The sequence below is a fragment of the Aliamphritea spongicola genome, from assembly GCF_017051665.1.
Taxonomy (GTDB): domain Bacteria; phylum Pseudomonadota; class Gammaproteobacteria; order Pseudomonadales; family Balneatricaceae; genus Amphritea; species Amphritea spongicola.
In genome coordinates, this window is record NZ_JAFIDL010000004.1 from 223,815 (window position 1) to 244,792 (window position 20,978).

General features: G+C 49.7%; 15 protein-coding genes. 9 read left to right on the plus strand and 6 right to left on the minus strand.

Annotation, left to right across the window (positions count from 1 at the left end; all coding sequences use genetic code 11):
• Nucleotides 1-70: 70 nt before the first annotated feature.
• The gene (locus JYB63_RS14500; protein WP_205658608.1) at nucleotides 71-1,759 is read right to left on the minus strand and encodes a potassium channel family protein; all 1,689 of its coding nucleotides are present in this window, start codon (nucleotides 1,757-1,759) and stop codon (nucleotides 71-73) included.
• Between the two features lie 12 nt (nucleotides 1,760-1,771).
• On the minus strand, nucleotides 1,772-2,155 hold the full coding sequence (locus JYB63_RS14505; RefSeq protein WP_205658609.1) for a DUF6394 family protein: 384 nt from the start codon (nucleotides 2,153-2,155) through the stop codon (nucleotides 1,772-1,774).
• Between the two features lie 215 nt (nucleotides 2,156-2,370).
• Here JYB63_RS14505 and JYB63_RS14510 point away from each other — a divergent pair, with 215 nt between their 5' ends.
• The gene (locus tag JYB63_RS14510; RefSeq protein WP_205658610.1) at nucleotides 2,371-5,178 is read left to right on the plus strand and encodes an insulinase family protein; all 2,808 of its coding nucleotides are present in this window, start codon (nucleotides 2,371-2,373) and stop codon (nucleotides 5,176-5,178) included.
• 81 nt (nucleotides 5,179-5,259) lie between these two features.
• Here the strand turns inward: JYB63_RS14510 and JYB63_RS14515 are convergent, their stop codons facing one another.
• Complete coding sequence (locus JYB63_RS14515) at nucleotides 5,260-5,751, minus strand: hypothetical protein (RefSeq protein WP_205658611.1); 492 nt, start codon at nucleotides 5,749-5,751, stop codon at nucleotides 5,260-5,262.
• Entirely contained in the window at nucleotides 5,751-7,202 is a 1,452-nt protein-coding gene (sbcB, locus tag JYB63_RS14520) for an exodeoxyribonuclease I (protein ID WP_205658612.1), read from the minus strand. Before sbcB ends, JYB63_RS14515 begins: the two co-directional genes overlap by 1 nt.
• 98 nt (nucleotides 7,203-7,300) lie before the next feature.
• Here sbcB and JYB63_RS14525 point away from each other — a divergent pair, with 98 nt between their 5' ends.
• Nucleotides 7,301-7,729: a YchJ family protein gene (locus JYB63_RS14525; protein WP_205658613.1), complete on the plus strand. Its 429-nt coding sequence runs from the start codon at nucleotides 7,301-7,303 to the stop codon at nucleotides 7,727-7,729.
• Nucleotides 7,730-7,952: 223 nt separating this feature from the next.
• Nucleotides 7,953-10,820 carry a DUF349 domain-containing protein gene (locus JYB63_RS14530; RefSeq protein WP_205658614.1) on the plus strand — a complete coding sequence of 956 codons (2,868 nt, stop codon included), beginning with the start codon at nucleotides 7,953-7,955 and terminating at the stop codon, nucleotides 10,818-10,820.
• A gap of 68 nt (nucleotides 10,821-10,888) precedes the next feature.
• Here the strand turns inward: JYB63_RS14530 and phbB are convergent, their stop codons facing one another.
• Both phbB and JYB63_RS14540 read right to left on the minus strand, forming a co-directional pair.
• Nucleotides 10,889-11,638, minus strand: a complete 750-nt coding sequence (gene phbB / locus JYB63_RS14535; RefSeq protein ID WP_205658615.1) for an acetoacetyl-CoA reductase — start codon at nucleotides 11,636-11,638, stop codon at nucleotides 10,889-10,891.
• A 223-nt stretch (nucleotides 11,639-11,861) separates the two neighbouring features.
• Nucleotides 11,862-13,217 carry an MATE family efflux transporter gene (locus JYB63_RS14540; protein WP_336510890.1) on the minus strand — a complete coding sequence of 452 codons (1,356 nt, stop codon included), beginning with the start codon at nucleotides 13,215-13,217 and terminating at the stop codon, nucleotides 11,862-11,864.
• A gap of 185 nt (nucleotides 13,218-13,402) precedes the next feature.
• Between JYB63_RS14540 and JYB63_RS14545 the strand changes: the two genes are divergently transcribed.
• From JYB63_RS14545 to JYB63_RS14570, 6 genes are all read left to right on the plus strand, one after another.
• Entirely contained in the window at nucleotides 13,403-14,116 is a 714-nt protein-coding gene (locus tag JYB63_RS14545) for a 16S rRNA (uracil(1498)-N(3))-methyltransferase (protein ID WP_205658616.1), read from the plus strand.
• Nucleotides 14,117-14,337: 221 nt separating this feature from the next.
• Nucleotides 14,338-15,756, plus strand: a complete 1,419-nt coding sequence (locus JYB63_RS14550) for a DUF4856 domain-containing protein (protein ID WP_336510891.1) — start codon at nucleotides 14,338-14,340, stop codon at nucleotides 15,754-15,756.
• A 203-nt stretch (nucleotides 15,757-15,959) separates the two neighbouring features.
• Nucleotides 15,960-16,949 (plus strand): sterol desaturase family protein, encoded by a 990-nt coding sequence (locus JYB63_RS23395; RefSeq protein WP_205658617.1) that lies wholly within the window; start codon nucleotides 15,960-15,962, stop codon nucleotides 16,947-16,949.
• A 118-nt stretch (nucleotides 16,950-17,067) separates the two neighbouring features.
• Nucleotides 17,068-18,099, plus strand: coding sequence for a Fe(3+) ABC transporter substrate-binding protein (locus JYB63_RS14560; protein WP_205658618.1), 1,032 nt, complete (start codon nucleotides 17,068-17,070; stop codon nucleotides 18,097-18,099).
• 102 nt (nucleotides 18,100-18,201) lie between these two features.
• A complete protein-coding gene (locus tag JYB63_RS14565) occupies nucleotides 18,202-19,851 on the plus strand; it encodes an ABC transporter permease (RefSeq protein ID WP_205658619.1) in 1,650 nt (549 codons plus the stop codon).
• 55 nt (nucleotides 19,852-19,906) lie between these two features.
• Nucleotides 19,907-20,974 carry an ABC transporter ATP-binding protein gene (locus JYB63_RS14570; RefSeq protein WP_205658620.1) on the plus strand — a complete coding sequence of 356 codons (1,068 nt, stop codon included), beginning with the start codon at nucleotides 19,907-19,909 and terminating at the stop codon, nucleotides 20,972-20,974.
• Nucleotides 20,975-20,978: the final 4 nt, after the last annotated feature.

Here is a 20,978-nt window from a genome sequence, read left to right on the forward strand (position 1 = left end):
ACTCGCACACATAACTGCCACCAGATTATTTCAGCCAAGATAGTAGCTGTATAGCCGGTAAATATAAAGTTCAGAAACGTTTAAGTATGCGTGAAAGGAGGTTAAAGCTCGGGTCTTCCCCGGTCAGAATGTAGTAGAGAATATTATAATTCTTCAGTATCCATTCCATCCGGCCCTTCGCGGATGAGAGCCCGCAAAACAGTACTTCATCCCCCGGTTGCAACTCAAGCAGCTCACCCGGCAGCATTGAAAGCTCACCATCCCTGCGATGCAGTAACGGAAAACAGGGTAAGGAATGACGACGGTCACGGGAGTTTTTCATCAGTGCCTGCAACTTCACGGTCATATCCTGCTCAAACATTGCCATCACCGCCGGCGCAGATACTTCATTTACCTTAACAGACCAACTATCCAACTCCCTGTCGCCGGCAATATTGCTCATACGGTTCAGCAGTGTATGGGCCCAGACTTCATCATGGTGCTGCATTCTTTCGATGAAAACCGGCAACAGCGGCGTTTTCAGCTTGGCCAGAATACGGTTTGCAATGATCCGGCCCGGTTCCATAACGAAGTCAGCCCGGGAGTTTTCAAATACCAGCCGGTTAGAACTCAGGTTCTGACGGACAACCGTTACCAGCTTTGGATTGATCTCCATCGCCGTCATAATGATCGACATATTGTCGGCATCATTATGGGTGCCGGCCACTACTGCTACCGCATCTTCAACACCGGCTTTAAGCAGGGTTTCCGCTTCAGTTCCAAGCCCCAGCACGGTATTTTCATAACCTTCCAGCACCGCCGGATTATCATCCAGCAATACCATTTCCACATTCGCCTGTGCGAAGTCGTCATACAACGCCCTGCCGAACCGCCCGAAGCCACAGATAATCCAACGTCCGGACGCCTTCTTATACACACTGGACACAGGCCGGTGATACGGGTTGACCAGCCAGTCATAGACCAGATGCATATAGGGAGATTTAGCCACCAGCGAAAGATATTCCGCATAAGCTCTGAAAGGATCAATAATATGATTGGTGCCAAATGATGCCAGATTACGCGCATGCACATCCGACTCGGTGCGGCTTACCACAACCCGTTCAGGTTGTAGCAGTTTGCTGGCAATGGCTATCGACAGGTTTACATTGTCATCGTCCGTCAGCGCCAGCACACCGATACAGGTAGCATGCTGCAAGCCTGCATCGTCCAGTACATCCGGCAAAGATGCATTGGCACACAGACCCGGTACCCGGATGGGCAGATCATCCATTTTCAGGGCATCAATCCGTTCCTGATCAATATCCACCACGACTGAGCGAATGCCCCGCTGACAAAGCCCGGCAATAATTGCCGTTCCGGTAACGCCGTAGCCACACACCAGATAAAACGGTTCATTAAAATTCCGCACTTCCTTAGCAAAAGAACGGCGTCGCAGTATGCGTGAAAAACCCGGTTCCTGAACCAGTGCCAGCATCGAACCGATGCCATACAGCCAGGCAATTACAGTGGCGTAGATGGTAACCATTGTCCACGCACGCTGCGGGGTGGTAAAAGCATAGGGAATTTCACCAAAACCAATGGTAGATCCCATAAAACTGACAAAATAAATGGCATGGAAGAAATCCATGCGCCAGGGCTGGCCGGCGTCGTCCTGACCGGGTATCAGTACAAAGCCGGTTACTGCAACCGCATACACCACGATAACAGTGATCAGTGGTTTTCGCAGACGCCTGAGTAACAGGTAAAGAACGTCATGCATAGCGGCAAGCCTTTAACGACGTACCATAATGGTCTCAACCATAAGCAGCACAACAGACACCACGTTTGCCAGCAATGCGCCACCAGACAGGGAAACAATGCTGCTGACCAGCTCCGGTGTCATGCCGTCCACGCTCATCTGTACACCGTACCCCCAGATTATGGAAGCAACAATCAGCTGTAAATCAGCCACCAGACTGGTAGCCAGCATCAGTGCACCAATATGAGTGCGGTCACCGAACTTAAGCACCGTACAGATCATGCTGACAATGGTGGCAGCAAACAGCTCATACACATTGTGGTGGGCTATTTCATCGAATTCACCGAGAAAGAAGCCGAAATTAAGGGTTAGCGCCAAAACAATGAAAAACGCAAAAATCACTTTTTCCCGGTTCATATGTCACTCATTCCCATTAAGTGCGATAAAAAGAACAGATCCGAACAATCGCTCAGCCCGGCCTGATGCCTGAATTGTAACGAAGCCCCTGCCCCGCAACCAGAAAAACACGCAAAATATCAATGAATAAGTGATCTATATCGAAAATCAGCTGTCCAAATCGCAAGTTGGATATACTCCATAATCATGACTGTGAGCTTATACAGAGATTTACCATGCATCAGGTAACACTACGCCACCTATTCGCCGGTTGCTTAACACTGGCACTCAGCTCAGCCGTTCCGGCTATGGCACTGGCTGACACTACAGCGGTTCAGGCCTCCAGCAGCATCGTTAAAAGCCCCAATGATAAGCGCCTGTACCGCAGCTTTAACCTGCCAAACCAGATGAAAGTTCTGGTTATTTCCGACCCGGAAGCCGACAAAGCAGCCGCTTCACTGGATGTGAACGCAGGCTCCAATGCCAATCCTGAAGGCAGAGAAGGTCTGGCACACTTTCTGGAGCACATGCTGTTTCTGGGCACAGAAAAGTACCCGGAAGCAGGCAGTTACAAAGCCTTCATCAGCGCCAATGGCGGTAACCATAACGCTTACACCGCCTATCAGAACACCAATTACTACTTTGATGTTGCTATCGGTCAGTTAGAGCCAGCACTGGACCGCTTTGCACAGTTCTTTATATCCCCAACCTTTGATGAAGCTTACGTAGACCGGGAACGTCAGGCAGTTTTTTCTGAATATCAGTCAAAACTTAAAGATGATAGCCGACGCTCGCTGGATGCTTACAAACAAATCATGAATCCGGAGCATCCATATGCTCAGTTTTCAGTCGGCGACCTGAACACCCTGAATAACGACCAGCCCGGACAACTGCGGCAAGAACTGATTGCCTTCTATGATCACTACTATTCCGCTAACCTGATGAGCCTGGTGGTGCTGGGCAACGAATCCCTCGATCAGCTTGAGAATATGGTTCGGGAGAAGTTTTCTCCGGTACTGAACCACGATACAGCGCCCCCCTCTTCTGACCTGCCCCTGTTCAATGAAGGTGATTTACCCGCTCAGCTGACAATTAAGCCGCTAAAAGAACTGCAGCAACTGAGACTGAGCTTTCCCCTGCCGTCTACCCGCCAGCTCTATGACCAGAAACCCCTGTTCTATCTGGCTTCGATGCTGGGATACGAAGGAAAGAACAGCCTGCTGAGCGAACTTAAACGTCAGGGACTGGCCAACTCTCTGTATGTATTTCAGGGTACAGACCTGAGCAACCTGGCAACGCTGGATATCTCCATCGACCTGACTCAGGCAGGCCTGGCGAACATAGACACTATTGTTGAACAGGTTTTCGCCAGTATTGAGTTGCTCCGCAGCAGTGGTATTCAGGAAACCATCTACAACGAAGAAAAACGCCTGGGCGAACAGGGCTTCCGGTTTAAAGAAAAAGGCGGTGCACTGGGGTACGTATCCAGCCTGTCGAGACGTTTACAGCTTTACCCGACGCCACAAATTCTGAATGTCGGCTACTCAATGAACGACTTTCAGCCTGAACTCATTGCAGACTTTGCAGCCAAGCTCACTCCTGAAAACATGCTACTGACGGTTTACAACTCTGCCGCAGAAACTGACAAGACCAGCCCGTGGTATGACACGCCCTATAAAACCGAAACAATCAGCCAAGCCCGTCTGGATCGCTGGCGGACGCCTGAAATCCCTGCCAGCCTGAAAAACCGCGACGCTAATCCGTTTATTGCTGAAAATCTGGAGCTGAAAGCGGCCGGGAACCCGGAGAACCAGCCAGTTAAACTGGTCAGCAAGCCGGGGGCAACACTCTGGTATCAGCAGGATCAGACTTTCAACCTGCCGAAAACAAACACCTTTGTGTCATTGTTTTCCCCTGTTGCCAACACAGATCCCCGTGCCCGGGTTCTCACCAGCATGGTCATTCAGATGACGCGGGAAAAACTCAGTGAAACCCTGTATGACGCCAGTCTGGCGGGCATTGGCGGACAGATCTATTCCCACCTTCGGGGTTTTGGTTTCCGGATTACCGGCTATAACGATAAACAGGAAACGTTGCTAAAGCGCATTGTTGCCACGCTTAATGAACCGCAATTTGATCAGTTAAGCTTTGAACGGATCAGGCAAAAGTATCTGGAGCAACTGCAGAACAGCGCTCAGGACAAACCCTACAATCAGACCATCGATGAAATCTATAACACGCTGATGCCCCGCTGGAGGGCAACAGATAAGATGGCAGCACTGGCTGAAATCACCCTTGAAGAACTCAACCAGCACGCCCGGCAACTGATTGAAACCAGCAGCATTCGTATGCTCACTCACGGCAATGTATCTGAGACTGAAGCTGAATCCATGCTGCAACTGGTAGAAACCGGTTTAACCCGGCGACAGGAAAATGCAGCGGAAACAGCCATTACCATCAAACGGCTTGATACCGGCGAACCCCGTAAAACCACTCTGGAGCTGACCCATAACGACTCAGCAATCAGCATTTACTTCCAGGGGGAAAATACCGACCTCAGCACCCGGGCGGCCTATACCCTGTTAGGAGAAATTATGGAGGCCCCCTTCTATACCAGCCTGCGTACCGAGCAACAGCTGGGATATGTTGTATTTGCAACACCGCTGCAAATGCAAGATGTGCCCGGGCTGGCCTTTGTGGTCCAGTCCCCCAACAGCCATCCTGACCAGATAGCCCAGGCAGTTGATAGCTTTTTGCAAGACATGCAAAAACAACTGGCAGATATGACAGAAGAACAGCTAAGCACTTACAAACGCAGTGTTCTGTCACGTATCAATCAGAAAGAAACCAGCCTCTATCAACTGACCGGCCGTTACTGGCGGGAGATAGACCGCAAAGAATACAGCTTTAACAGCCGGGAAAAATTCAGCCAAAGTATCTCTGAGCTGCGACTTAGAGATCTGCAAGACACGCTAAAGCATTTACCTGATCGCCGCTTTACCGTCGAGAGTGTTGGCAGCAACCTGCTGGCGGCAAAACCCTGAGGCAGTATTTCTGTCAGATACAAAAAACGCGTCGATACTGACGCGTTTTTTATTCCGGCACCCTTTTATGATGACCGGCAGCTACTGCAATGCCTGAAACTGTCGGTCAATTACCCGACGGGACTTAGGCTCTGCGGGCTCATCTTCGATAATATCAAAGGCGGCACAGTCTTCACCTTCGCGCTCCCCAAGCAAGCAATCAATTTCCACCTGATCAATCGCAATCTGATAGAAAATTTTATCTTCGGCTGAATGGGTCGGTACGATCTCCTGTTCACCGATAACGACCTGCACCGGGTCGAAACGGTCAAACGGTACCACGGTAGGCGGAGGTAACTGTTTTTCCTGAATCATGGCGGGACGTACTTCGAACATGGTTTCGCTATCCACAAAGCCCCGCGGTTTCAGATCATACAGGGTTGCCGGCTCAGGCGAGCTGTCCAGATAACCGGCAGGCTGAGTTACTACATAGGTAATCGCTTCGTTAAGCTGCCCGGAAGCATGGGAAACGGCCGGCACTAAGACCAGACTCCCCATAACAGACAACCCAAACGCGAGTTTACCTATGTTCATTAATATACCTCATCAGCGGGATAGATAGCTTCAGCGTACAAAGCAAGCTCTTCCAGTATTTCCCGTTGCTTCTGATCAGTTTCCCGTTGCTGATACAGAGTGTTTAAACGTTCAAATAACGCCGGAATCGTCAGATACCCGCCGTTATTCGGCCCCATCAGCTTTTGCTTGCGGTATTCTTCCCACCGCTGCCGCTGCTCTTCATCCAGTGTATATGGATAATTACGGGCCTTATAACGCAGCAGCATTTCTTCCAGACGGGGATCCTGAAACGCAAATTCCATTGCTGCCAGCTGAGCCGGCGCAGCTTCGCGGATCTGATTCATCGCCGCCTTATCTGAATCATTAAAAAAGCCACCGCCATACAACATATGATCCGGATCCAGATCCTCTGCAAAATCCTGCTCTGCAAATACCCATGCTAGCTTCTCTTTTAAATCCCGACTAGCACGCAACATCTCTAAATGGGTACGGCAGTCAGGGCCACTGATCCCCAGCCGGTTCGCCTCTTCCGTCGACAACATACCTGCCGGCGCCACTATCGGAGACTTATTGGTATGCAGCTGTTTAAGAGGTAAACGAACTTCTCCCGGTGCCAGATCATCTGTCGCGGTATACAGCAATCGCTTAATTTCTTCTTTGGGCATCGCCAGCATGGCGGAAGGATCAACCCGCAAATCATACACAATGATACTGTTACGGTTCACCGGATGGACTGCCACGGGAGCAACAATCGCCAGGTTGCCCCATTCCGCAGGGTACATGGAAGACACATGCAGCACAGGCTTCATCGTCATCACATCCAGCATATTTTGCACGGCCTGTTTGGAGCGGTTATTCAATACGTAGTTATACAGTTTGGGCTGGCGTTCCTTTACCAGTCTTGCCATGCCGATCGTTGCGTGAACATCCGACAGAGCATCGTGTGCATTACCATGATCAATACCATTAGCCTTCGTCAGATCTTCCAGACGCATGCTTGGACGGCCATCCGGATATTCCGGCCACTCAATCCCCTCAGGGCGCAGTGCACGAGTCAGGCGCATCATATCGATAATATCCCAGCGGGAACAACCGTTCTGCCATTCCCGGGCATAGGGATCAAAGAAATTACGGTACAGCGCCTGACGGGTAATTTCATCGTCAAAACGGATGCTGTTATAACCTACCCCGCAGGTTCCCGGACGTGCCAGCTGTTCATGCACCTGTTGCATAAACTCTGCTTCACAATAACCTTCCCGCAGCGCCTGCTGAGGCGTAATACCGGTAATCAGGCAGGCCTCCGGATGCGGCAGCACATCTTCCGCCGGGCTGCAGTAAATCATCAGTGGCTCTTCAATGATATTCAGATCCATATCCGTACGGATACCGGCAAACTGTAATGGCCGGTCACGGCGGGTATCGGCACCACTGGTTTCGTAGTCATGCCAGTAAAAAGTTTGCTTAGCCATTGCTAGCCTCTAATGCTATCGGTCTATATGATTCACGCCACAGCGATCTATAATAAACGCCGACGAACTAAACCGTTTGAATTAAAACAGGAATTCCCATGCTGCATGATGCCAAAGATACCACAAAGCAATGCCCGTGCGGCTCCGGAAAACCGTTCAGCTTCTGCTGTGAACCGGCCATCAACGGCAACAAACCGGCAACCACCGCAGAAGCGCTTATGCGCTCCCGTTATACGGCCTTTGCGCTTGGCAGTGTGGACTACCTGATAGCCACCACTGCAGCAGAAAACCGGCAACCGGAAGACGCGCTCCTTATCGCCGAACAAATGCGTATGACAACCTGGACAGGATTAAAAATAATCAGCACCCATAACGGCGGGCGCGAGGATACCACAGGCACAGTTGAATTTATCGCCTATTTCGACAGTGAAGGACAGTCAGCGGCCTTACAGGAACGCTCCCGCTTCAGGCAGGAAGATCATCGCTGGTATTACATCGACGGTGATGTTGAAGTACGAAGAAGCTGACCTGCAGATTTTTAAAAAGTACATTTTACACTGGATTTCCCCGTATCAGGCATTACTGCTGGGTCCGGGGCATATCCGACAGTGCAGCTGCAACAAAACCCTGACTAAAAGGCGATTTTTCTAAGCTGTCAAGCCTTCCCCTGCCACCTTAAAGCCCGGTAGAATAGCCGCCCTTAGCCACAGTATCGTGTTTTTAGCTGGCTCATTCAGGATCGGGTTGTAAATGTTTGCGAAGTTCTTCAAGCCTAAATGGCAACATAGTAAAGCTGATGTACGTATCCGTGCGATCACTAAACTAAAAGCGAGTAATTCAGAACAGCATCAGATCCTTTCACAGCTAGCCCTGCAGGATCAGAACCCGGCTGTGCGCAGTGCCGCCGTGATTAAACTTGAAGAACCTGAACTGCTGTGCCGTATCTCAAATATAGACAGCGACCATCAGGTCCGACACCTGGCCGCTGACCGCGCCTGCCGCGTCATCATCAAAACAGAAAGCTGTGACCAGCAGCAAAGTATCAATAGTATCAGGCAGTTACAGGATAACGATATCCTGACGCATATTGCACTGCACATAGATGACAGCACTGTTCAGCAAGTTGCAATTGAGAAAATCAGCGACCAGACCTGCCTGAGCACCATCATACTTCAGGCCGGCCACTCACAAACCCGGCAAGCTGCAGCTGAAAAACTGCACGAAGCTGAAATCATTGAACAACTGTGTAAAAAAATCCGCAGCAAAGACAAAACCGTACACCGCATTATCCGTAACAAATTACGGGATATCCGCGAACAGCAGAAAGCCCGGGAACAGCTTCTGCAACAACAAACTGAACTGACATCCGCCCTGCAGCAATTATTCAATACGGGCATCTATCCTCAGTTTGAAGCCCGGCTGAATGCCTATCAGCAAAACGCTGAAAAACTGTTACAGAACAGCCTCTGCGACGATGCAGCCAATGCGTCACTGACAGAAGCCCTGAGTACCTGCCGGCAACTGCTCCAGCAGGAACAGCAAAAACAGGCTGAACAACAACAGCTCGAAGCTGAAGCTCAGCAGCGCCAACAACAACGCAACGCTCTGCTTAGCGCATTTGATGCATTACTGGAACAGATCCGGGCTTCCATTACAGAACCTCTGCCTGGCACATCAGAATTCGTCGCACAGCTGAATAACCTGCAAATGTCTCAGCAAACTCAATCGGCCGGCGATCCGGACTTTGCTCAGATAAGAGGGCAGCTGGACAACAGACATACTCAAATCCAGACCTTACTGGAAGCAGTTAACCGGGTTCAGGAAAACGGCGAACAGCTCGCTGAAATCCTTCAAAATGAAAGCGCTGACATCAATGCTCTTAAACAGGCTATACAGCTCATTAACTGGCCTGAAGACGAACAGCGACCAGAAATACTGCAAACGTTACAGAAACGTCTTGATCAACTGAATCAAATCAGACAGCAACATAAAGCTGAGCGTCAGCAGGCACAGCAACAGGACCAGCAGCAGATCGATAACTGCCTGGAACAGCTTGAGCAGGCCCTTAGCGAAGGCAATACTAAGAATGCTTACCGCCTCGATAAACAAGTATCAGAACTGCTTAGCCAACAGTCGAAAAACAGCGTTAAAAGCTGCCGGAACCGGTATGCCGGATTACAGAAACAGTTACAGCAACTGAAAGACTGGCAGGGCTTTGCCGTCACACCGAAAAAAGAATCACTGTGCGAAAAAATGGAAGCACTGATTGGCAGCGATATTGAAGCACCGGTACTGGCTGATCATATCCGTACCCTGCAGCAGGAATGGAAAGACCTGGATGCCACTGATCCATACCACAGCCATGATTTGTGGAAACGCTTTAAACACGCTTCAGATCAGGCATACGAGCCTTGCAGCCAGCATTATGCGGAACTGAAACAACAACGCGTTAACAACCTCCAGCAGCGCCTTTTACTTTGTGAGCAACTGGAAACCCTGATGGCCAATACTGACTGGGAACAGCCAGACTGGCAGGAAGTTGAGCAAATCAGCCGTACGGCAAAACAGGAATGGCGCCAGTACACACCGGTTGACCGCACTCCCGGCCGGGAAGCACAAAGCCGCTTTAACAGCACTCTGAAACAACTGGACGGTAAAATTAAGGCTTACCGTGAAGCCAATACCGAAGCCAAACAGGCCCTGGCAGATCAGGCTGAAGCCCTGAGCGTACAGGCAGAACAAGCAGTTGCCGACGGTCAGCAGGAATTGCTGAATGGCCTGTTACGTCAGGTTAAACAACTGCAGCAGCAATGGCGCCAAACCGGCAACAGCTTTCACAGTGTAGAACGTAAGTTATGGCCGGCATTCCGCCTGACCTGCAATAAAGTTTACGATCTGGAAAAGAGTAACCGTAAAGCGGTTAAGACGCAGCAAACAGAGCAGGAAAAAACCGAACAGCTATGTGAACAGCTGGAAGCATTACAGACCTCACCGGCATCGCCATCACAAATCAGCACCCTTCTGGAACAGGCAGATATTCTGTGCCAGAAAAACGATACCCCGGAACCGCTTCAGCAGCGACTGCATGCTGCCAAAAGCAACCTGCAGCGCCAACAGGCTGATCTGGACCGTCTGCTTGAAAGTGAAACCTACCAGGCCTGGCAACGTAAAGTTAACCTCTGTGAACAGCTGGAAGAAAAACTGCTGGCAGAAGAGCTGGACGACAATACGCTGGAACAGCTTAATCAGGCATGGGAGCAGGGCCTGAGTCCGGATGCACCCTTTGCAGAATTACTGCACAAGCGCTTTGTAACCGGCTGCAATATTCATCAGGGGCTACAAGAATTCGATCCGGTCATCTATGCATCAGATACCGCCCTTCGACAGCTATGCATCCAGCTGGAAATTGCTTTTAACCTCAGCTCTCCGGAAGAAGATCAGGCATTACGGCTTGAATATCAGATGCAGCGTTTACAACAGGCCCTGGAAGAAAAACACAGCGCCACCAGCCTGAAAGACCTGAAACACCTGGAAATGGAATGGCTCTGTCAGCCCTTCGCCAGACATCAGGAAGCCCTTTATCAGCGCTTTTACGGAATCCTGCAACAGGTACTGTAACAGACACAAAAAAACCCGCAGCTGCGGGTTTTTTTTAAGGCTATACAGCCTCTTCGGAAACAGACTCCTCAAGACATGTGCTGACCGCCGTTTATGGAGAAATCAGAGCCTGTCACGTAACCACAGTCATCGCTGGCCAGGTAGGACACTGCCTTGCCGATTTCTTCCGGCTGCCCCAGACGTCCAACCGGAATCTGCTTCACAATTTTGCCCAATACTTCCTCAGGAATTTTGGCAACCATGGGTGTCAGTACATACCCTGGGGAAACGGTGTTGACCGTCACACCTTTTGCCGCCACTTCCTGCGCCAGCGCTTTGGTGAAGCCATGAATACCGGCTTTTGCTGCAGAGTAGTTACACTGACCGAACTGGCCTTTCTGAGCGTTAACCGATGAAATGTTAATGACCCGGCCCCAGCCGTTCTCCAGCATAGGGTTAATGACCAGACGGGTCATATGGAACATACTGTCGAGGTTTGCAGACAGTACCTGATTCCACTGTTCCCAGCTCATTTTACGGAAAGTACCGTCACGGGTGATACCGGCATTATTTACCAGAATATCCACAGTGCCGCCGGCCACTTCTTCTACCGTTCGGATACATGCTGCACAGGATTCTTCATCTGTTACATCGCCGTATGCGACCAGAATATCGTAACCGTCCTGCTTTTGTTCTTCCTGCCAAGCCCTGGCCTTCTCGTGATTTCCGCCGGAATTGTAACCTGCAACCACCTTCACACCTGCATCCGCAAGCGCACGACAAATAGCTGTACCAATACCGCCCGTACCACCTGTAACCAGCGCAATCTTTTGTGTCATGCCCACATCCCCTTTGCATCTATATCAAGTACATTTGATCTACCGGGCCCAGTTAAGCCCCATATGATCATATTGCTTAATCAGCAAGCTGATAATATGACTTTGGTGGACATTCCCAGCAGTGGAATATATCTCGCAAAGTCACGAATAATCTAACTGCTGTGTGTTAAGCACGTATGACAACATACCCCCATTCCCTGAGAGTTAAAACCCCTTATAGCCTTTAGGGTGAATCCGGTACCGGCTGTTTTTGTAAGCCGGCAAGGTGATTGCGCACCCAGAAAAATGCCAGACCGGCGGTGAGCATATTGGCTAAAACAAAGCCGTAGAACATCCCTTCAAGGCCCAGCAAATAATTACCGGCACAACCTAAAGGCACATAGAGAATAAAGAGCCGGAAGACACTGATTCGCATCGCTTTAAACGGCTGGTGAAGCGCATTAAAACTGGACGCACTGAGAAAGGTAACTGCCTGAAAACCAAAGCCAATCGGAACGATCATGATCCACAGACCTATCAGTTCAACAACCTGTTCTTTATCGCTGAACAACTCGCCAATCCCACTGCCAAATTGCCACAAAAACAGGTACACAATGCCCTGCCAAACCAGCGCAAATTTCATAGCAGCAAGATAGGCCTGCGACACACGTTTAATGTTCCCACGACCAAAATTCTGACTTAAAAAAGGCGGCAGCGTCATGGACAAAGCCAGGTTAACAATCAGCGCCAGAGATTCCAGCCTGCTGCCCACACCGAAGGCAGCAACCGCTTCCGCCCCATGTTCAGCGACAACGGCTGTCATGATCGCAGCGGCTAACGGTGTCATCATATTGGAAAGCGCTGCAGGAAAACCGATACGCATCACCATCAGCCAGTGCGATACACAATTCGACCAGGAAACAATAGTCAGCAATAACAGGCGCTTACGCAGCAACAGGTTCAGCACGGCCAGCGTTGCAGTGATCCCCCAGGCCAGCAAGCTGGCAATGGCTGCTCCCTCAATACCATAAGCAGGCACCGGCCCCCAGCCAAAGATAAATAACGGATCAAGTAAACCGTTCAGAATGGCCGAGAACGCCATAATAACGCCCGGCGTAGTGGTATCACCGTAGGCTCGCAAAGAGCTGTTAGACACCATGATGATGACGTAGAAAACTGCACCGATGAACCACACCGACATATAAGCATCAATGAAGGGTAACAGCGAAGAATCGGCCCCTAACAGACGAAAAAGAGGCTCAATAAACTGAGTAACAATGCTGCTGACCAGCACCATTAAGAGGGTTGTCAGTAACAGATTGTCCGTCGTTAACTGCTTGGCCTGCTGATGTTCACCGGCACCAATCAGCTTACCAAGTGTTGCTGAGGTACCAACACTCAGCCCGATGGACAAACTGATAACGGCAAAAGAAACAGGAAACGTAAAACCAAGCGCAGCAAGCTGACCGGTACCTAACTGACTGACAAAATAACTGTCTACCAGATTGAACAGCATCAGGCTGACAATGCCGAACACCATTGGAACAGTCATTCTGACCAGTGTGCCGGTAATATTGCCTGTCAAAAGATTCGCGCGCACAAAATGGCCTTAACAAGAAAATTTTCGCTATTCTACAGAATCCACCGATGATATGTGGCTTTTCTCTGTGATTTATTGATACAGCTGCGGTGATACTGATTTACCGCAAGTACACTACACAAATGCGTAGCTTTGCCGCATACTCTGCGCCGCCTGACAAATCTCATCACACAGACCCCTGCACCATGAACCTGATACTGTTAACCTCCACAGACTTCAAAACAGAAAACACCGTCGTTCTTACAGACCGGCGCTTTCAGCACATCCTCAGTGTGCACCAGGCTCAGGAAGGCGACACACTTAAGGTGGGTAAACTAAACGGTGATCTGGGGACTGCAGTTGTAACAGCACTGACAGAAAACTCAGTCACACTGGAAGTCAGCTGCACTCAACCTCCACCACCGGCACTGCCCCTGACCCTCATCATGGCGTTACCACGGCCGAAAATGCTCAAACGCACATTACAAAGCGTTACCAGCATGGGGGTTAAGCAGATCTATCTGATAAACGCATACAGGGTGGACAAGAGTTACTGGTCATCTCCGGTGCTTGAAGCAGACAGCCTTAACGAACAACTGTTACTCGGACTTGAACAGTGCGTTGATACACAACTTCCGGAAATTCACCTGCGTAAGCGCTTCAAGCCTTTTGTCGAAGATGAACTTCCGGCCATCGCTGCCAACACCCGCGCTCTGGTTGCTCATCCTTATGATGCAGCCCCTTGCCCGACGGCTGATGAAACGCCAACGACTCTTGCGGTTGGTCCTGAAGGTGGATTCATTAAGTATGAGGTTGAAAAGTTGTGTGAAGCTGGGCTGCAGGCTATGCACATCGGCCCCAGAATACTGCGGGTTGAAAACGCCGTTCCTGTATTGCTCGCCCGACTGTTTCCCATCTGAACATGACATTCGTCAACCCCGCCAGCTCTCTTTCAGGATAAGCTGCTTATTCCTAATATGCATGACCCTCATCAAACACAATCTAAATGATAATAACTATTAATTGCCCCATGAATACTATTATGCTAACTTCCTGCCATCTCAAATAGGCGTGCCTGAAGTCTGACACGGACCTCATGCACTGGATACTCGCACCTGTTCAGTTAAAAGGTCTTATTACCGTGAAACTTAAATCTCTCGCATTAGCAGTTACTTTCGCTACCTCTGGCATGCTTGCCTCCCAGGCAACTCTGGCTGACAGCCACAAAGTTTATGCGGACTTCCCTGTAACCGTTAAAGATTATAACGGCGACAAAAAAAGCTCTGTTTCCTACGGCGGTCAGATTGCACGTCACGCACTGCATAACTCTCTGAAAAAACTGACAGGTAAAGGTAACGGTTCTGCCAACCCTGAGCTGGAAGCTCAGATGCTGGCTTACTTTGCAGGTAAAGATGCTGGCCGTGCCATCATTGATCCAGCTTCAAAAGAAGGCTTTAAAGTTAAGCAGTCTCAGATCGATGAGCTTTCTAAAAAGAAAAACCTGGCGGGTAAAACCTACAAGGGCGCTGTAAACGGCTGGCCTGGCAACATGACTGGTCCTGAAGTTATTGAGTTCATGATCAAGAAAGCTGCAGCGACCAATAAAGGCTTTGATCCGCTAACCGGTCTGGATTACACCCAGCTGATTTCTAAATTTGCCATGGGTGCAGTTTTCTATAACCAGGCAGTTGATAACTATCTGGATGAGAAGCTGGAAGCAGGTAACAAACCTAACGGTAAAGCCTACAAAGAAGGCACCGCTTACACCGGTAAAGAACACGTTTGGGATGAAGCTTTTGGCTACTTCGGTGTACCGGCACATGCCCTGACGATGGACGCTAAAACCGCTTACGCCATTGCTAAAGGTAAGAAAGACGCATTCAAAGCCGCTGATGCCAACAACGACGGCATGATCGACCTGAAAACAGAAATGACTTTTGCGCACGGTTACTATGCAGCTAATGCAGATAAAGGCGGCAAGTCTGACTACATGCATACCATCACCAAAGCATTCATTGATGGCCGTGAACTGATCACGTCTGCAAACGGCGAAGACCTGACTGCAGAACAGCGTGAAGCTCTTATGGGTTACGCTACCGTTATCAAGACTAACTGGGAAAAAGTCATCGCTGAAGCAGCGTTTAAATATGCTGGTTCTGTTTACAAAGACGCTATCGCCCTGCAGGCAGCTGTTGAAAGCAATGCGGATATCGAAAAACTGTACCGCAAGTACGCCAAGCACTGGGGTGAGCTGAAAGGCTTCGCTATGTCACTGCAAACTGGCGGTAAAGATCTGGGCGAAACAGCTGTACAGCTGAACCGTCTGATCGGCTTCAGTCCTGTCCTGCTGGGTAACACTCAGATTACAGGTATCGACGCTGAAGGTAACTATCAGCAGTCTAACTCCGTATCCCTGAACGAGTACGCCCTGAACATGCTGAAAGTACAGCAACTGCTGAAAGATAAGTTCAGCCTGGTAGCCAACAACAATGATCAGTTGGCTAACCTGTCTGATCTGGCTGATAAGCTGGGTTCTGCTGACAGCGCCGAAAACGACTGATTTAGTCGTTTTCTCTGAAACTGAAAAAAACCGCAGATATTCTCTGCGGTTTTTTTTCAGCGGTTATTCGTCACAGGCTGACATGGATCAAACAGACCTCAGCCGCTCAGAGCTGAAGCTACTGACAACATCAGAGCTTCAAAATATACTCTCTAAACCTAAACCGGTTGTTCGCAACCAGCCATTCGACCCCAGGCAGTAACGTGTTCGAAACTTTTATTTCTGAATTCAGCAGCGACATTTACGCAAACTTTTTCGATCCGCGTAAGCGTCTGTTTATCGGATATCTGGGCTGCGCGCTTCTCATCGCCCTTGCCTGGCTGACTTTGCTTAAGAAGCAACAGATTAAACATGCCTGGCGCACCTGCTTTGATAAACAGGTATGGTTTTCCAAATCCAGCCAGGCCGACGGTCTGATTTTTATCATTAACAGATTGTTATTTACCGTACTTGCACCCGCTTTACTGGCTAAGTTAACCATTGCCACTTTTATGTTCCAGTGGTTGCAAAGCACTGTGGGCTATCGCCCGCTTATTCTTCTTGAAGACTGGCAGATAGCTGCCTGTTTTACTCTCTGGCTGTTTATTCTGGATGACTTTGCACGCTTCTATCTTCATTATCTGATGCACCGATGGCCGGTACTCTGGGCATTTCATAAAGTACACCACAGCGCCCGCACAATGACACCTCTGACTGTCCTGAGAACGCACCCCGTTGAAGGCGTTTTATTTTCTCTGCGCAGCAGTCTTGTTCAGGGCATCAGCATCGCGTTATTTGTATTTCTGTTTGCCAATCAGGTAGATCTGATTACCGTACTGGGTGCAAACGTATTGGTATTTGCGTTTAACGTAACCGGCTCTAATCTGCGCCATAGCCATATCGCGATTCATTACTGGCAACCGTTAGAACGCTGGCTGATCTCTCCGGCACAGCATCAGATTCATCATTCCACAGCCACACGACATTTCGATAAAAACTTCGGAGCCACGCTGGCTGTCTGGGATCGCCTCTTCGGCTGCCTGCACTTATCGGAGCCTGATACCCAGCTTAGTTTTGGCATCAGCAAAACAGAAGAACCCGACGAACATACTTTGAAACAACTCTATCTGCAGCCATTTGCTGAAGCTGTACTCCTTGTCAAAAACGCCCTGCGAAAGCCCCGGATTTTTAAGATATTGATCCAGCGCAGATAAATCGTTCAGCACCCGTAACGATGCTATAAATACAAACCGTTATCATTTATAATCGATTTAACTATCCGTTGGTCTCCAAACAGATCAACCGCTAACCACCCACAGTAAGGTATCTTCGATGGCAAATCGTTTTGGTATTTTCGCCCTGGCAGCCGGCACTCTTTTTAGCTCATTCACCCTTCCGGTACTGGCAGATTCAGATCTGGTCAATGTTTATTCAGCCCGCAAAGAAGCACTGATTAAGCCCCTTCTGGATAAATTCGAAGCAGAAACCAACATTGTGGTAAATCTGGTCACCGGTAATGCGGATGCCCTGCTGAAACGTCTACAGATTGAAGGTTCAGCCAGCCCGGCAGATGTCTTTATCACTGTTGATGCCGGCCGTTTACAGCGGGCGAAAGACGCCAGCGTTTTACAGCCAATTACAAGTAAAACACTGGATGCAGCTATTCCGGCCCACCTGCGGGATACTGACCGCCAATGGTACGGTCTGTCTCAGCGCGCCCGGACTATCTTCTACGCTAAAGATAAAGTTGATCCGGCCCAGCTAAGCACTTACGAAGACCTGGCAGATCCTAAATGGAAAGGTAAAATCTGCTCCCGTTCTTCTAATAATGTTTATAACCAGTCGCTGGTAGCGGCCATGCTGGAAGCCAACGGCACTGAGCAAACTGAAAACTGGGCCAAAGGTTTTGTGAAAAACTTTGCCAAGCCACCTGCTGGCGGAGATACCGATCAACTGCGTGCAGTAAATGCAGGTGTTTGTGAGCTAACACTGGCCAATACCTATTACTTTGGCCGCTTGGCAAACAGCAGCAAAGATGCAGACAAGCAGCTGGTTAACAACGTTGGCGTTTTCTGGGCAAACCAGGATGACCGCGGCACCCACGTTAACGTGAGTGGTGCAGGCGTAACAAAGGCATCTAAAAATAAAGAAAACGCAATTAAGCTGATCGAGTTCCTGACCTCACCTGAATCACAGAAGTGGTACGCAGAGGTCAACAGTGAATACCCTGTTGTTGCAGGCAGTGATGTTTCCAGTGTACTCAGAGACTTTGGGGACTTTAAAGCGGATACTGTTGAACTCAGCAAACTGGGGGAAAACAACCGTGCAGCCGTTGAACTGATGGACCGCGCCGGCTGGAAATAAAGCCGCCGTCCCTTAAAAACGGCATATGCCTCCAAGCGTTGCCACTCATTTTCTGTTAAATGAGTGGCTGACGCTTTTTGTATTTTTGTAAGATTGATTTTTATGACGACGCAGACATTCAGCTCAACCGCCAGAAGCATTAACTGGTTATCCGGCTCAGCCGTACTGATTGCAAGCATACTTGCTCTGCCGGTACTGGTAATCTGCGCATTCCTGTTTGCCGGTTCAGTCGATGTCTGGAGTCACCTATTCAGCACCGTACTGGGAGACTATGTAGGCAACTCGCTGGCATTGCTGGTTGGCGTCAGCGTCGGAGTATTATTGCTTGGCGTTCCTCCCGCCTGGTTAACCAGTGTCTGCGAATTTCCCGGCCGTAAAATCTTTACCTGGGCGCTACTGCTACCACTGGCAGTGCCCGCTTATATTATTGCTTATACCTATACGGGCCTGCTCGATTTTGCCGGCCCCGTGCAGAGCCTGATTCGGGACATCACAGGGCTGGGCTACGGTGAATATTACTTTTTTGAAATCCGCTCCCTTGGCGGCGCCACCGTTATGCTCTCTCTGGTGTTGTATCCTTACGTCTATCTGCTCAGCAGAGCAGCCTTTCTGGAACAGTCCAGCAGTGCCCTTGAAGTCAGCAGAACTCTGGGATACAGCCGTCACAAGGCCTTCTTCAAACTGGCACTGCCACTTGCCCGCCCGGCCATTATTGCCGGCCTGACACTTGCTTTAATGGAGACTCTCGCCGATTACGGGACTGTACAGTATTTCGGTGTAGCCACCTTTACCACTGGTATTTTCCGCACATTCTATGGCCTGGGTGATTCCGCAGCGGCTGCACAGCTGGCCGCAATGCTACTGGGTTTTGTAGTGCTGCTCATTCTGCTGGAAAAATATTCCCGGCGGCAGATTAAGTACCATGCGAATAACGAACAGAGAAAACAGCCAAAACTGGTTAAGCTCTCAGGCATGCAGGCAACAGCTGCTTTCTTTACGTGCCTGCTTCCGGTTTTATTTGGCTTCCTGTTACCCGGTGGCGTACTGCTGAACTGGGCCATTACTCAGGCAAAATTTAATCCACAGGACTTTATCGAACTGGCCTGGAATTCATTCACGCTGGCATCAGCGGCAGCCGTTCTTGCGGTATGTCTGGCACTCATTCTGGCATACGCCAGACGCATGAATGATCATAAGCGCGTCCAGACATCAGTTATGGTCGCTGGCATGGGTTACGCACTGCCCGGTACCATTATCGCTATCGGTATCCTTATTCCTATGGCGTGGCTGGATCACCAACTGATCAACCTCTCTTCAGAATGGTTTGGCTTTAACCCCGGGCTGATATTTTCAGGCACTTTATTTGCCCTGCTGTTTGCATATATGGTTCGCTTTCTGGCAGTCTCTCTGGGCTCTATTCAGACCGGACTGGAAAAGATAAAACCCAGTGTTGACAGCGCAGGCCGCTCACTGGGCTGCACTCCTGTTCAGGTATTGAAGCGCATTCACGTACCGCTGATGCGCAGCTCGGTCTTAACTGCGTTGCTGATTGTGTTTGTTGATGTACTAAAAGAACTGCCAGCAACACTAATACTGCGGCCATTCAACTTTAATACACTGGCGGTCAGGGCTTTTGAACTGGCTTCTGATGAGCGCCTTATTGATGCCGCCCCGGCCTCACTGATGATTGTCGCCGTCGGACTGTTACCGGTAATATTACTGAGCCGCTCGATTGCCCGGGGAAAAGAATAATGCCTGCACTGAAAACCTCATCTGCTGTCATGCAGTCTGTTGTAAAGAGATGACTATGAACGCCCAGGGAACTTCGCTGACATATCAGCTTGAACTGAAAGATCTTGACCTTGCCTATGGCAACAAGACCGTAGTGCATAACGCCTGTTTACAGTTACCTGCCGGGCAGATTGGCTGTTTACTCGGCCCCAGTGGCTGTGGCAAGTCTACTCTTTTACGGGCGATAGCCGGCTTTGAAAAACCTGTTAAAGGCAGCATCAGTACTGTCAGTAATACTATTTCTGATGCGAATACTGTGTTGCCACCGGAACTTCGCAATATCGGCATGGTTTTTCAGGATGTTGCACTTTTCCCGCATCTGAGCGTTGCAGATAATATCCGTTTTGGTATTCGGGATCTGGACACCGTTCAACAACAGCAGCGAATCAGTGAACTGCTCGAACTCATTGGTTTGCCTGAGTATGCCACCCGCTATCCCCATGAATTATCCGGCGGTCAACAGCAACGCATCGCACTGGCACGGGCACTGGCTCCAAAACCAGATCTTCTGCTAATGGATGAGCCCTTTTCAGGGCTGGACGCAAAGCTTCGTGAAACCCTTGTCCCAGAGGTTCGGCGCATTCTCAAACAGGAAGGCATCAGCGCGCTGGTTGTCAGCCATGATCAGTCAGAAGCCTTTTCTATCGCCGACTTAATCGGCGTGATGAATGAAGGAGAAATTCACCAGTGGGACCTTGCTAAGAAAGTCTATCAGAGACCAGCAACGCCATTTGTCGCGCAGTTCGTTGGCCAGGGTAATCTGATTAATGCCACCGTTTCATGCGAACACTGTGTTGACACCGTACTAGGAAAAGTCCGTAGCCCTGCCCCCCATTCGCTGACTCCCGGAGAACAGGTGAAGTTGCTGGTGCGCCAGTATAACGTCCAGCAAAACCATGAAAGCCCATATACCGCCCAACTACTGAAAAAAACCTTCCGGGGCGCCTATCACCAGTATCAGCTAGAACTTGAATCAGGCGAGCATCTTATCTGCGCAGTACCCGCCAATGTTGAACACCAGCCTGGAGATAACGTCCACCTACAGCTGGATATCCATAATCCGGTTCTGTTCAAAACAGACTGAACCG